Source organism: Microbacterium capsulatum (assembly GCF_030865425.1).
In the GTDB taxonomy this organism is placed as follows: domain Bacteria; phylum Actinomycetota; class Actinomycetes; order Actinomycetales; family Microbacteriaceae; genus Microbacterium; species Microbacterium capsulatum.
In genome coordinates this window covers 88,793-102,769 of record NZ_JAVFCB010000008.1, presented here as the reverse complement: position 1 = coordinate 102,769, position 13,977 = coordinate 88,793, and the positions used below count along the sequence as shown (strand labels likewise).

Sequence of the window (13,977 nt, the reverse complement as noted above, 5' to 3'; positions counted from 1 at the left end):
GCCGGGCCGCCGACGCGGGATCGGGAACCGCCGAGCGTCGTTGGGGAGGCCGACGACTACAGCCGGTCCACCGCCGTCACCACGACGACGGCCTCGCCGGCCTCGTCCGAGGCGTCCAGGTCGATCGTCGCCGAGATCCCCCAGTCGTGGTCGCCGGCGGGGTCGTCCAGGATCTGCCGGACGGCCCAGGAGCGGGCCGGGCGGTCGCGGTCCGGCCCACCCGTCTCGTCGATGACGAGCAGCGCGGCACCGCGCGCGTCGGCGCCGGTGAGGATCTCGTCGTGCTCGGCGAAGTAGGCGTCGAGCGCCGCGTCCCAGCCGTCCGCGCCGAACTCCGGATCCAGCTCCGCGAGCGCCTCGAGATCCTCCCGCGCGGCGAGCTGCACGCGGCGGAAGAGCTCGTTGCGCACGAGGATCCGGAACGCGCGCACGTTCGTCGTGAGCCGCTTCGGCGCCGGCGGCACGACGGGTTCGTCCGTGTGCGAGACCGGGTGGCCGGAGACCAGCTCCTCCCACTCGTCCAGCAGCGACGAGTCGACCTGGCGGACCAGCTCGCCGAGCCATTCGATGAGATCGCGCAGCTCCTCGGTCTTGAGGTGCTCGGGAATGGTCTGCGAGGCGGCGCGATAGGCGTCGGACAGGTAGCGCAGCACGACGCCCTCGGAGCGGGCGACCTTGTACAGCGCGACGTATTCCCCGAACGACATGGCCCGTTCGTACATGTCGCGGACGACCGATTTCGGGTGCAGCTCGAAGTCGCGGATCCACGGCTGCGCGGCGCCGAAGGTCTCGAACGCGGCGGTCAGCAGCTCCTCGAGCGGCTTCGGGTAGGTGATCTCCTCGAGCGCCTCCATGCGCTCCTCGTACTCCATGCCCTCGCGCTTCATCGCCGCGACCGCCTCACCGCGGGCGACGAACTCCTGCTGGCTGAGGATCGCGCGCGGGTCGTCGAGCGTCGCCTCGACGATCGAGAGCATGTCGAGCGCGAAGGCCGGCTCGTCCGGGTCGAGCAGGTCGAATGCGGCGAGGGCGAACGGCGAGAGCGGCTGGTTCAGGGCGAAGTTCGGCTGCAGGTCGACGGTGAGGCGCACGTCGGTGCGGCCGGTGAGCTCGTCGAAGCACTGCTCCACGACCCCCGACTCGCGCAGGGTCCGGTAGATCCCGATCGCTCGCAGGGCGAGGATCCGCTGCCGCGATCGCGGCTCGTGGTTGTCGTATACCAGCGCGCGCATGTTCCCGAACGCGTCGCCGCCGCGGCCGATCACGTTGAGCATCATCGCGCTCGTGATCTGCATGTGCGAGGTCAGCGTCTCGGGCTCAGCGGCGATGAGCTTCTGGAACGACGGCTCGCCCCACGACACGAACCCGTCCGGCGCCTTCTTCCGGACGATCTTGCGCTTCTTCTTCGGGTCGTCGCCCGCCTTCTTCAGCGCGGCGATGTTCTCCGACTCGTGCTCGGGTGCCTGCGCGACCACCGTGCCGGCGGTGTCGAAACCGGCCCGGCCCGCCCGGCCGGCGATCTGGTGGAACTCGCGCGCGTTCAGCTGCCGCATCCGGGTGCCGTCGAACTTCGTCAGGGCGGTGAGCAGCACCGTGCGGATCGGCACGTTGATGCCGACGCCGAGGGTGTCGGTGCCGCAGATCACGCGCAGCAGGCCGCGCTGGGCGAGCTGCTCGACGAGCCGCCGGTACTTCGGCAGCATGCCCGCGTGGTGCACGCCGATGCCGAGCCGGAGCAGCCGGGACAGCGTCTTGCCGAACGACGTCGTGAACCGGAACCCGCCGATGAGCTCGGCGATCTCGTCGCGCTGCTCCCGGGTGGCGATCTTGGCGCTCGCGAGCGCCTGGGCGCGCTCCATCGCCGCGGCCTGGGAGAAGTGCACGATGTAGACCGGCGCGCGGTCGGTGTGCAGCAGGTCGTCGATCGTCTCGTGGATCGGCGTCGTCTCGTACGTGAAGTGCAGCGGCACGGGCCGCTCGACCCCGGTCACGACCGCGGTTGAGCGGCCGGTGCGCCGCGACAGATCCTCCGCGAGCGCGGTCACGTCGCCGAGCGTCGCCGACATCAGGATGAACTGCGCCTGCGGCAGCGCGAGCAGCGGCACCTGCCACGCCCAGCCGCGATCCGGGTCGCCGTAGAAGTGGAACTCGTCCATGACGACCTGGCCGACCTCGGCGTCCGGCCCTTCACGCAGGGCGAGGTTCGCGAGGATCTCGGCCGTGCAGCACACGATCGGGGCGTCGGCGTTCACGGCCGAGTCGCCGGTCACCATTCCGACGTTCTCCGCGCCGAACACGTCGACGAGGCTGAAGAACTTCTCGCTCACGAGCGCCTTGATCGGGGCCGTGTAGTACGTGCGGCGGCCGTCGGCGAGGGCGGCGAAGTGCGCGGCCACGGCGACGAGCGACTTCCCCGTCCCGGTGGGCGTGGACAGGATCAGGTTCTGTCCGGACACGATTTCGATGACCGCCTCGTCCTGTGCGGGGTAGAGGGAGATGCCCGTCGACTCCGCCCAGTCCACGAAGGCCAGGTAGACGGCATCCGGATCCGGATCCCCCGTGGCAGGGCGGACGGACGACGGATCGAGACGCTGCGACATGATCCTCCGATCATCCCACCCGAGGGCGTTTCCGCCATTTGGAATGCCAGATAGCGCAAATTCAGGAAAAAAACACGTGACAAGTGCCAGATGGTATGCCATCCTGATTCCGGATCACGATCCTGCCCTGTGCCCTGCGGGGTGTACCCGCTCGCTCGGCCCGGGGGGTCGTCCGACCTGATCCGTCCTCACTCGCATCCACGACAGATCGTCCACGACAAACGAAGGGAAGAAGGATGAAATCCTTGCCAATGAGGGCAGGCCTGCTCGTCCTCGCCACAGCATCGGTGCTGGTGCTCAGTTCCTGCGGACTGTCCACCGGCAAGCCGGCGGCCTCCGGTTCCGGCAGCCCGAAGAGCCAGACCGGCGTGATCGCCTCGCACGTCGTTCCGGAGACGCTCGACCCGCAGCAGGCGTCCAACGCGAACAACGACTTCTACATCGCGGGCCTGTACGACCGCATCCTCGCGTACAACTCGAAGGGCGAGGTCGTACCGCGCCTCGCCTCCAAGTTCGAGTACGCCGGCGACGCGAAGTCGATCGTGCTCACCATCCGCGACGACGTGAAGTTCCACTCGGGCAACGCACTCACCCCGGACGACGTCGTCTACACCCTCGAGCGCGTGCACAAGATCGCCTCGGGCAGCGCCGGGTTCCTCACCGACTACGTCTCGTCGAAGACGACCGGCAAGAACCAGGTGACGATCACGCTGAAGGACCCGAACCTCTCGTTCGCGGGGGCGCTCGCGCTCATCTACGTGGTCGACTCCAAGCTCGTCAAGCAGCACGAGGGCTCCGACATGGGCCAGCAGTGGCTGAGCAGCAACGAGGCCGGCTCCGGCCCGTACACGCTGAAGAGCTACAACCCGGCGCTGGAGGTCGACCTCACCCGCTACGACGGCTACTGGGACGGCGAGAAGAAGCGCCCGTCGGGTCTCGTCATGCACATCTACAAGGAGAACAGCGCGATCCGCGACGAGACGCTCGCGGGCACGGCGGACATCGGCAGCAGCATGGCGGTGACCGATCTGGCCGCGTTCAAGGGGAAGAACGGCTTCCACGTCAACGAGTACCCGAGCCCGCTGGTGACCCTCGGCGCGATGAACACCGCGGGCGGCATCACCAAGGACGTCAGGGTGCGCGAGGCGATCCAGCTCGCGTACGACTACAGCGCGCACATCAAGAACGCGCTCAAGGAATGGGGCAAGCCGGGCGACGGTCTGGTCCCGTCCTACATGCAGTGCCGCTACTCGACTACGCCGACGGTGCAGGACGTGGCGAAGGCCAAGCAGCTGATCCAGGAGGCGGGTGTCGCCGGACAGACCGTGACGATCGCGTACCAGTCGATCATCCCGGAGCAGAGCACGGCGGGCACGATCCTCGAGGCGAACCTGCGCGACATCGGTCTGAACGTCCAGGTCAAGCAGATCACCTTCTCGCAGTACCTCGAGATGATCAAGAAGCCCGAGACCACCCCGGACGTGTCGATCCTCTGGGACCTCGCGCAGTTCCCGGAGATCGGCTCGATGCTCACGCACACCTGGAGCTCCACCGCGATCGGGCAGTCGAACTTCACCCGCTACTCGAACCCGGCCGTCGACAAGCTCCTCACCGAGGGCACGACCACGACCGACAAGAAGACGGCGTGCTCCGACTTCGAGCAGGCCCAGAAGCAGATCATCGCCGACCACCCGGCGATGCTGATGGCGCTGCCGTCGCGCGTGCAGGTGCAGAACGACAAGTTCGCGAAGATCCCGTACTCGCCCATCGCGGCCACGTACGACATCTCCCTGCTGACCCTGGCGAAGTAAGCCGCACACCCTGAACCGGGAGGGGTCGAGGAAGACTCGGCCCCTCCCGAACGGAAGAACATGCTCTCCTTCATCATTCGCAGAATCGGTCTCGCGATCCTCACGCTGTGGGGTGTCGCCACGATCGTCTTCACGATGTCGCGGCTCATCCCCGGCGACATCGCCGCGGTCGCCGCCGGCCGCATGGCCAACGCTCAGCAGATCGAGCAGACACGGCACTTCCTCGGCCTCGACCGGCCGCTGATCGTGCAGTACTGGGACTTCCTCACCCGCGCCGTGCGCGGCGATCTCGGCAACTCGGCGTACACCCACCAGCCGGTGACCGCCGACATCGCGCACGTGCTGCCGACGACGATCCAGGTCGTCATCCTCGGCATGCTCATCACGATGTGCATCGCGATCCCCCTCGGCCTCGTCGCGGCGATCAACGAGGGCCGCGCGGGCGACACCGCGATCCGGATCATCCTCGTGATGCAGGGCGGCGTCCCGATCTTCTGGCTCGCGCTGATGGCCCGGTTCCTGTTCGGATCGCTGCTCACCTGGTTCCCGATCTCGGGCCTGAACAGTGTCGACCTCGCCCCGCCGACCGTGACCGGGTTCAGCGTGCTCGACTCGATCCTTTTCGGCAACATCGACAACGTGCTCGACTCGCTGTGGCACCTGCTGCTGCCCGCGCTCGCCCTGAGCACCCCGTTCATCTCCACCCTGGCCCGCAACGTGCGCTCGAACATGATGACCGCGCTGAAGTCGGACTACATCACCTTCGCGGTCTCGAAGGGCGTGCCCAGCGGACGGATCGTGCTCCGGCACGGCCTGCGCTCCGCGCTCGGATCCACCCTCGCCATCGTCGGCATGCAGTTCGGCTGGATGGTGAGCGCCGCGGTGCTCGTCGAGGTCGTCTTCTCCCTGCCCGGGGTGGGCAGCTACATGTACGCCTCGATCATCAACCACGACACGTTCTCCGTGCTCGGCGCGGTGCTGATCATCGGCTTCGTGTTCATCGTGACCTCCTTCATCGTCGACATCACGCAGATGACGATCGATCCTCGCGTCCGCAAGTCCCAGGTAGGCAGAGCATGATCCCGCAGTTCGAACCGCAGCCGGGCGCCGCGACCGTCTCCGTCGAGACCGTCGAGGGCACCGGCGCCGCCCGCCGCCTCTCCCAGGCCGCCTCACCCGCCGCCCTCGGCCGCGGCATCGGCGCGATCGCGCGCAAGCTGCTCGGCCGTCGCTCGCCGATGGTCGACCGCATCGCGTTCGTGCTCGCCGGTCTCCTGCTGATCCTGTCGATCGTCGGTCCCCTCCTGGCCCCGAAGGATCCCTACGCGATCAAGCCGACCGACGCGCTGCTGGGTCCCGGCCCCGGCCACTGGCTGGGCACCGACGACACCGGTCGCGACATCCTCTCCCGGCTGCTCGCCGGGGCCCCGATGACGCTGCTCGCCGCCGTGTTCGTCGTGCTCGCCGCGACCGTCGTCGGCGTGCTCGTGGCCAGCATCTCGACTCTCGTTCCGCGCTCGGTCGACGAGGTGATCATGCGGATCGTCGACATGTTCATGTCGATCCCGTCGCTCGTGCTCGCGCTAGGCCTCGCGGCCGCGCTCGGACCGTCGCTCACCTCGATCGTCGTCGCGATGGTCGCCGCGGCCTGGCCGAGCACGGCCCGGATCATGCGCGCGATCCTCCGCGAGACCATGACGAACGCCTACGTCGAGTCCGCGCAGATCACCGGCATGACCCGCGCGCGGCTCATGCTGCGGCACGCGCTGCCGAACTCGCTCGACGCGATCTACGTGCATGTGAGCATGGAGATGTCCGGGACCATCGTGATGATGTCCGGCCTCGCCTTCCTCGGCGTCGGCGCGCCTCCGCCCAGCGCCGACTGGGGGTCGCTCATCGCCCAGGGACAGGCCTACATCACGACCGCGTGGTGGGTGGCGTTCTTCCCCGGCCTGGCGATCACGATCGCCGCCATCACCTTCGGCCTCGTCGGCGACGCCGTGCGCGCCATCGCCGACCCTGCCTCGAGGAGGCGTGCATGACATCCACCGACCCGATCCTCGAGGTGCGGGACCTCACCGTCGTCGTCCCGGAGCGGTTCCGCATCGGCGGCGGCGACGGGGACCTCACCCTGGTCGACCGCGTGTCGTTCGACATCCGCCCGGGCGAGCGCCTCGCCCTGGTCGGCGAGTCCGGATCCGGCAAGACCATGACCGCCCGGTCGGTCCTGCAGCTGGACCGCGACGTCGAGCTCGGCGGATCCATCCGCTGGGCCGGCCGCGAGCTGCTCGGCGCCTCGAAGCGGACCCTGCGCTCCATCCGCGGCGGCGAGATCTCGATGATCTTCCAGGACCCGATGACCGCCCTCAACCCGGTGCTCACGATCGGCGAGCAGGTGGCCGAACCGCTGCTCGTGCGCGGCACCTCCAAGAAGGAGGCGTACGCGCGGGCGGCCGACATGCTGGACCGGCTCGGCGTGCCGAAGGCCAAGGAGCGGCTGCGGGCCTACCCGAACCAGTTCTCCGGCGGCATGCGCCAGCGCGTCGTGATGGCGGCGGCGCTGGTCGCCCAGCCCCGGCTGCTCATCGCCGACGAGCCCACGACGGCGCTCGACGTGCGCGTGCAGGAGCAGGTGCTCGACCTCATCGAGGAGCAGTCCCGCGAGCTCGACCTCGCCGTGCTGTTCATCACGCACGACCTGTCGATCGTGGCGGGACTCGCGCACCGCGTGGCCGTGATGTACCGCGGCAGCCTGGTGGAGCAGCAGGACGTCGAGGATCTGTTCGACGCCCCGCAGCACCCGTACACCCGCGGGCTGATCGGATCCGTCCCGCGCCTGGACGCGGATCCGAACGTCCGCCTGACCACCGTCGAGGACTTCATGGCGGCGCAGCGCGCGGCCGACGAGATCGTCGAGGACGAGGAAGTGAACGCCGATGTCTGATTCCGACGTCCTCATCACGGTGGAGGGTCTGACCAAGCGGTTCGGCTCCGCCCGGCGCGGCACGCTCGCGCTCGACGACGTCTCGTTCGAGCTGCGCCAGGGCGAGGTGCTCGGCCTGGTCGGCGAGTCCGGCTCGGGCAAGTCCACCGCGATCCGCTGCATGGTGGGTCTGGAGCGCTCCACCGGCGGCACGATCTCGTACCGCGGCACGCCCCTGCGCGGCGCCTCGCACGCCGACCTGCAGCGTTACCGGCGCGAGGTGCAGATGGTGTTCCAGGACCCGTACTCGAGCCTGGACCCCCGGATGACCGTGGGCCAGATCGTCGAGGAACCGATGCTCGTCGTGGGCGGCTTCTCCGCGCGCGAGCGTCGCAACCGCGTCGTCGAGCTGATGGAGCGGGTGGGCCTCGGCGAGGAGCACCTGAACCGGTACCCGCGGCACTTCTCCGGCGGCCAGCGCCAGCGCATCGCGATCGTGCGGGCGCTCAGCGTCGGCCCCAAGGTCCTGCTCTGCGACGAGCCGGTCTCGGCTCTGGACGTGTCGGTGCAGGCGCAGGTGCTGAACCTGCTCAAGGACATGCAGCGCGAGCTCGACCTCACCGTGCTCTTCGTCGCGCACGACCTCGCCGTCGTGAAGTACCTGTGCACGAGCCTCGTCGTGCTGCACCACGGGGTCGTCGCCGAGCGCGGCACGGTCGGGCAGATCTACGGCGACCCGCAGGCCGGCTACACCCGCGACCTGCTCGAGGCTGTGCCTGTGCCCGATGTCCGGATCGAGCGCGAGCGCCGTGCGATCCGGATCGCCGCGCGCGCCCGTGCCGCGGCCGGAGCGGGGGTCCGATGAGGATCGGGGCCGACGTCACCTTCTCCGGCGGCGCCTCGAGGCTCGCCGACTCGCCGATCGCCGTCCTCGACGCGCTCGAGGAGCTGGGGTTCCAGGGGATCCTCGTGCGCACGCTGGACGAGGCCTTCCCGACCCTGGACTCGGGCGACATCGCCGCGTTCGCCCGGGAGGCCGCGGCCCGCGGGTTCCTCGTCCAGGCGGGTGTCGGCAAGATCAACCCGTACATGACCGCCGAGCTGCCGCGCGTGCGCGACCTGGGCGACGGCAGCTACCTCGCCGGCATGCAGCGGATGATCCGGATCTGCGGCGAGCACGGTTGGACCGAGGCGTGGACCGCGACCGGCGGGTTCAAGGAGGGCCTGCCGGTGCCGTACTGCTTCGACCGGTTCCGCACCGACGCGACCTGGGCCGACCAGCTCGACGCGACGTCGCGGTTCCTCGACAAGCTCGCGCCGACCCTGCGACAGGCCGGGGTGCGGCTGAACATCGAGACGCACGAGGAGATCACGACCCGGGAGATCCTGCGCCTCGTCGCGGAGCACGGCGACGACGTGCTCGGCGTCTGCCTGGACCCCGCGAACCTGCCCGTGCGGGGTGAGGCGTTCGGCCCCGCCGTCGGGCGCGTCGCGGCGACCACCCGGATCACGCACCTGCGCGACGCCGTGGTGACGCACTCCGAACTCGGGCTGAGCCGCTTCCTCGCCCCGATCGGCGAGGGCGCGATCGACTGGGACGTGCTGCTCGGCACACTGCTGACCGCCTCTCCGGACGTGCAGCTGTTCATCGAGGGGATCGGCGGATCCCGCGCCGAGATGGTGCTCGACCCGGAGGATCCGGACTGGCGCGCCTCGGATCCGGATCTCGACGACGCCGAGATCGCGGAGCTCGTCCGGCTCGCCGACGACCACGACGCCCGGGCGGCCCGGGGAGACGCGCCGGGGCTCGCCGCGCTCCGCGCCCCCGGCGCAGACCCCCGCGCGGAGCTGCGCGCCTTCCTCGGCCGCTCGCTGACCGCCCTGCAGGCCCGCCTCGAGGCACGCGACGCCCGGATCGAGGCGAAGGCCTCATGACGAATGACACGAAGGAGATCACGACCATGCCGTACCCCACGCTGCCCCCCGGGCTCGATCGCGCCGTCGCCTGCGACGTCGTGCACCCCGGAGAGCCCGGATACGAGACGCTGCGCCGGATCTGGAACGCCGACATCGACCAGCACCCGCTCGCGATCGTGCGCTGCACCACGGCTCAGGATGCGGCCGACGCCCTGCGCTGGTGCACGGCGAACGACGTGTCGGTGACCGTGCGCGGCGGCGGGCACAACCTCGCCGGCACGTCGGTCGCCGACGGCAGCGTGATGATCGACATGAGTCTCATGCGCGATGTCACCGTCGACACCGGGAACCGCACGCTCACGGTCGGCCCCGGCTGCCGCTGGGGCGACGTGGACCGGGCCGCCGAGCCGTTCAACGTGGCTCTGCCCGCGGGCGTCGTCTCGCACACCGGTGTGGCCGGCCTCGTCCTCGGCGGCGGCATGGGCTACCTGTCCCGGATGTTCGGCTCGACGGTGGATTTCCTCCGCGAGGTGGAGATCGTCACGGCCGACGGCGAGATCCGCCGAGTGAACAAGGACAACGAGCCCGAGCTGTTCTGGGCGCTCAAGGGTGCAGGCCACAACTTCGGCATCGCGACGGAGTTCGTCTTCGACTACGTCGACCTGCCCGGTCTCGCCACGGTCCGGCTCGCGCTGTTCCCGGCGAAGGACCGCAAGGCGCTGCTGCAGCGGTTCCGCGAGCTCGGACCCGCTCAGCCCGACAACTCCACGACGTACGTGCGGCTGTACCGGGCGCCGCACTACTGGAGCCAGCTGCCGCGCGAGCACCGCGGCCAGCCGATCATCTCCGTCGCCACCGTCACCTACGGCGACCCGGCCGATGAGCCGGCGATCACCGCGCCGATCTTCGAGGGCTACGAGCCGGTCTACACGAGCCTGCGCTCGATCCCGCACGTGACCCTGCAGCATTCCACCGACGACGAGTTCCGCTACGGCATCTCGCACTACTGGCGCCACGTCGCGTTCGGGGAACTGCCCGACGAGCTCCTCGACCTCGCGATCGAGCACTCCGACGCCTACCCGGGGCAGCCGCTGAACTCCAGCTCGTTCATCGCGCACCAGGTGATGTGCCCGTTCGAGCTGATCGCCGGCAAGCTCACCCCGCGCGACCACAGCAACGACTCGACCACCGGGATCCACTCCCGCTGGGGCGGCAACATCGGCGCCGACTGGCTGTACGCGGACGAACGCCCCGAACTCGTCGCCTGGGTCAAGCGCTTCGGCGCAGCGGTCGCCCAGTGGGAGGCCGGCAGCTACATCAACTTCACCTCGGAGCAGAACGACGCCGAGGGCGCCCGGCACATCTACGGCGCGAAGTACGACCGGCTCGTCGACGTCAAGCGGCAGTACGACCCGACGAACGTGTTCGCGCACGGCCTGATCGAGCTCGAGACGGTGCCCGCGGGCGTCGAATGGGCGGGGGAGTAGTTCGTCCATGCGGGTAGGCGTCGACAGCACCAAGTTCCCCGGCTCGGAGGAGCACGGGGCGCTCTGGATGCTCGAGCGCGCAGCGGAACTGGGCCTCGAGGGGGTGTACTTCCGCTCGGTGCTGGAGCTCAGCCCCACGCTCGACGAGGGAGAGGTGCGCGCCGCCGCGCAGTGCGCGGCGGACCTCGGGCTCACGCTCGAGGCGGGGGTCGGGAAGGTGAACCCGTTCTCGACCCCCGAGGCCCCGGCGATCCGTCGGCTCGGCGGGGACTACCGGGCCGGGATCGTGCGGATGATCGAGAGCTCGGCCGCAGCCGGGATCCACGAGCTGTGGAGCGCGCTGAGCAACTACCAGTTCCGGCTGGCGGAGAAGGGCCGCTTCGCGTTCGACCGGTTCCGCACCGACGTGGACTGGCCGGACCAGCTCGTCGCCACGGAGCGGTTCCTGCACAGCCTGGCGCCGGTGCTGCGCGCGCACGGCACGCACCTGAACATCGAGACGCACGAGGAGATCACCACGTACGAGCTCGTCCGCCTCGTCGAGGAGGTCGGGCCGGACGTGCTCGGGATCACCTTCGACAGCGCGAACGTGGTCGTGCGCGGGGAGGATCCTGTCGCCGCCGCCAGGCGGGTCTCCCCGTACCTGCGGGCGAGCCACATCCGCGACGTCGCCCTGATGTTCACCCCCGAGGGGCTCAGCCGGTTCCTCCTGCCGGTCGGCGACGGCGTGCTGGACTGGCCCGCGCTGCTCGCCGCGCTCGGTCCGCACCAGGACGTGATGCTCTCGATCGAGGGGATCATCTCCAACCGCGCCGAGATGGGCATCCACCTCTACGACGAGCAGTGGCGCGAGGGGCACCCCGACCTGTCCCTCGACGAGGTCGTCGAGCTCGTGCGGCTCGCCCGCGAGTATGAGCAGAAGGCCGCCCGCGGCGACGCCCTCTCCCTCGACGAGCTGCGCGCGCCCGCCGCCGAGGGGGCGGCCCTCGACTTCATCGTCCGCAGCGCCGTGCGGCTCCGCGAGGAGCTCGCCGCGCTCGGGAGCACCGAAACCGAAGCAGTAGTGAAGGAAGAGCAATGACCGACATCCTGACGACCACGTACCCGACGCTGAGCCTCGCCGAGCGCGACCGGCGCTGGGCGGCGATCCGCGGCCTCATCGCGAAGGAGGGGCTGGACGGCATCGCCGTGTTCGGCACCGGCCGCGACATCGCCGACTCGTACCTCACCAACGAGGGAAAGCGGGGAGTCGTGCTGCTCACCGCCACCGACGACCCGACGTACTTCATCGGCGACGTGCCCCTCGAGCGCTACGACGCGCAGGGCCACCGCTGGGAGCGCTGGGTGGAGGACTGGGTGCCCGGCAACGCGATCGCGAACCTCGCCGCGACGCTCAAGGAGCGCGGCATGGAGGACGCGCGCCTCGGCGTCGTCGGCCTCACCAGCCGCATGGTCTCGCAGTGGGCCGGAACCATCTCGCACCGGCAGTGGGAGAACGTGCTCGCCGCGATGCCGCACGTGAAATGGGTCGACGTGTCCGACCCGTACGAGTCGATCGTCATCATCAAGAGCCTCGAGGAGCGGGTGCTGCTGCGCAAGGCCGCGTCGCTCGGCGAGGCGGCGTGCGAGGCGTTCGTGGAGACCGCGCGCGCGGGGGGCAGCGAGCACGAGATCGCCGCCGCCGCGTTCCACGCGGTGATCGCGGGCGGCGGCTGGGTGCGCTGGCCGTTCATGCTGGAGCGCGCCGGCGAGAGCATGTTCGCCTGGTCGGTGCCGGAGTGGTTCGAGATGGGCGGCGCCCCGCGGATCCTGAAGACCGGCGACACGATCGCGGCCGAGATCTTCGCGTTCTACGGCGGCCAGGAGTCGCAGCAGCAGATCGACGTGTCGTTCGGCGAGCCGAGCCCGCTGCTGCGCGAGCTCGAGCAGGTCGCGGTGGACTCGTACCGGGCGGGCGTCGAGGCGCTCAAGCCGGGCATGCTGTTCTCCGAGCTCGCGGCGATCATGGAGGAGCCGCTGCACCGCTCGAAGACGTGGAACACCGGCCCGATGGTGCAGACCGTCTCGCCGATCTACAACAGCGCCACCCGCCTGAACCCGGGCGTCGACCCGGCGCTGTCCGGCCTGCCGAAGCTGCCCAGCGGAGTCGCGCTCGACGGCGACTTCGTCATCCAGGAGGGCCACGCGTTCGCGTTCGAGCCGAACGCGCTGCGCGACGGCCAGCGCGTCTGCATCGGCGGCACGGTCCTCGTCGGCGAGAACGGCGTCGAGGAGCTCAATGACATCCCGAACCGCCTGAACGTGGTTTGAGATGGTGCGATCCGGCGCCGCCTTCACCGACGTCTCGCTGCGGCACAAGAGGGTCCGGATCCTGCGCGGCCCGCAGGATGCCGAGGTGCTGCGCGAGGTCGCGCGCTCGCTCGTGGGGGGCGGCGCGGCGACGGAGGTGGCGCTGGATCTGCGCTCCCCGGGGCCCGGACCGGACGTTCCGGCCGGCCCCGGGGAGGTCGCGGCACTGCTGCACGTGTACGGTTCGGCGGCGTCTTCGGACCCGGACCGGGCGCTCGCCGGCCTCGCCGGCCTCGCCGGCCTCGCCGATCTCGGGGGCGAGGAGCACGGGATCCTGGAGCGGATCGTGTTCGACCGCCGGGAGCGTCCCGGCCAGTGGGACTGGACCGAGGGCTGGATCCGGATCGGCACGCAGGTGCGTCGGCCGCACCTCGACCGAGCGGGTTTCGTCGCGCACTGGGGCGGGATGCACGCGGAGCTGGTCCGCGCGCACCACCCCGGCGCAGTCCGATACACGCAGAGCTACCGGCTCTGGAGCAGCCCCGGCGCGACGGAGTTCGACGGCTTCTACGAGTCGTACTTCCCGACCGAGGCGGACTGGACGGATCGGCTGTTCGACTCCGCCGAGGGCGAGCGGCTGCTGTCCGACGACGCCGACGGCTTCCTGCAGGAGAGCGGCAGTGAGCGGCTCTGGGTCACGAAGGAGCGGTTCGGTCTCGGCTGGGACGAGGTCCTGCCGGCGTAGGTTGCGGTGTGCACGGTGCGGGCGTGCACAGTGCGGGCGTGCCGGACTCAGTCGGAGAGGGTCCTTCGGGCCGTTGGACCGTCGGGGCGCGCCGGATCGACTGAGTTCGGGACAGTCTGATCGGGGCGCGGTGAGGGGCCGGCGTGGGCTGTCGCATCGATGGGCGTGCGCCCGGGCGGTGCTGAACTCAGTCGGACACGATCCT

At 70.0% G+C, this 13,977-nt stretch carries 11 protein-coding genes; 10 read left to right on the top strand and 1 reads right to left on the bottom strand.

The window, feature by feature from the left end; translation table 11 throughout:
* Nucleotides 1-56 precede the first annotated feature (56 nt).
* The gene (locus RBR11_RS14050) at nucleotides 57-2,600 is read right to left on the bottom strand and encodes a DEAD/DEAH box helicase (RefSeq protein WP_308489992.1); all 2,544 of its coding nucleotides are present in this window, start codon (nucleotides 2,598-2,600) and stop codon (nucleotides 57-59) included.
* 251 nt (nucleotides 2,601-2,851) lie between these two features.
* Here RBR11_RS14050 and RBR11_RS14045 point away from each other — a divergent pair, with 251 nt between their 5' ends.
* Genes RBR11_RS14045 through RBR11_RS14000 form a run of 10 tightly spaced genes read left to right on the top strand, consistent with a single transcriptional unit; the run spans nucleotide 2,852 to nucleotide 13,772 of the window.
* Nucleotides 2,852-4,411 (top strand): ABC transporter substrate-binding protein, encoded by a 1,560-nt coding sequence (locus tag RBR11_RS14045; RefSeq protein WP_308490100.1) that lies wholly within the window; start codon nucleotides 2,852-2,854, stop codon nucleotides 4,409-4,411.
* Between the two features lie 60 nt (nucleotides 4,412-4,471).
* Nucleotides 4,472-5,491, top strand: a complete 1,020-nt coding sequence (locus RBR11_RS14040) for an ABC transporter permease (RefSeq protein WP_308489991.1) — start codon at nucleotides 4,472-4,474, stop codon at nucleotides 5,489-5,491.
* Nucleotides 5,488-6,453: an ABC transporter permease gene (locus RBR11_RS14035; RefSeq protein WP_308489990.1), complete on the top strand. Its 966-nt coding sequence runs from the start codon at nucleotides 5,488-5,490 to the stop codon at nucleotides 6,451-6,453. Before RBR11_RS14040 ends, RBR11_RS14035 begins: the two co-directional genes overlap by 4 nt.
* Nucleotides 6,450-7,355, top strand: coding sequence for an ABC transporter ATP-binding protein (locus RBR11_RS14030; protein WP_308489989.1), 906 nt, complete (start codon nucleotides 6,450-6,452; stop codon nucleotides 7,353-7,355). Before RBR11_RS14035 ends, RBR11_RS14030 begins: the two co-directional genes overlap by 4 nt.
* A complete protein-coding gene (locus RBR11_RS14025; protein ID WP_308489988.1) occupies nucleotides 7,348-8,199 on the top strand; it encodes an ATP-binding cassette domain-containing protein in 852 nt (283 codons plus the stop codon). Before RBR11_RS14030 ends, RBR11_RS14025 begins: the two co-directional genes overlap by 8 nt.
* Nucleotides 8,196-9,269 (top strand): TIM barrel protein, encoded by a 1,074-nt coding sequence (locus tag RBR11_RS14020; protein ID WP_308489987.1) that lies wholly within the window; start codon nucleotides 8,196-8,198, stop codon nucleotides 9,267-9,269. Before RBR11_RS14025 ends, RBR11_RS14020 begins: the two co-directional genes overlap by 4 nt.
* Nucleotides 9,266-10,738, top strand: a complete 1,473-nt coding sequence (locus RBR11_RS14015) for an FAD-binding oxidoreductase (RefSeq protein ID WP_308489986.1) — start codon at nucleotides 9,266-9,268, stop codon at nucleotides 10,736-10,738. The genes RBR11_RS14020 and RBR11_RS14015 overlap by 4 nt, the downstream gene beginning before the upstream one ends.
* A gap of 7 nt (nucleotides 10,739-10,745) precedes the next feature.
* Complete coding sequence (locus tag RBR11_RS14010) at nucleotides 10,746-11,819, top strand: sugar phosphate isomerase/epimerase family protein (RefSeq protein WP_308489985.1); 1,074 nt, start codon at nucleotides 10,746-10,748, stop codon at nucleotides 11,817-11,819.
* The gene (locus tag RBR11_RS14005; protein ID WP_308489984.1) at nucleotides 11,816-13,048 is read left to right on the top strand and encodes a M24 family metallopeptidase; all 1,233 of its coding nucleotides are present in this window, start codon (nucleotides 11,816-11,818) and stop codon (nucleotides 13,046-13,048) included. The genes RBR11_RS14010 and RBR11_RS14005 overlap by 4 nt, the downstream gene beginning before the upstream one ends.
* A 1-nt stretch (nucleotide 13,049) precedes the next feature.
* A complete protein-coding gene (locus RBR11_RS14000; protein ID WP_308489983.1) occupies nucleotides 13,050-13,772 on the top strand; it encodes an EthD domain-containing protein in 723 nt (240 codons plus the stop codon).
* The last annotated feature ends 205 nt before the right edge of the window (nucleotides 13,773-13,977 follow it).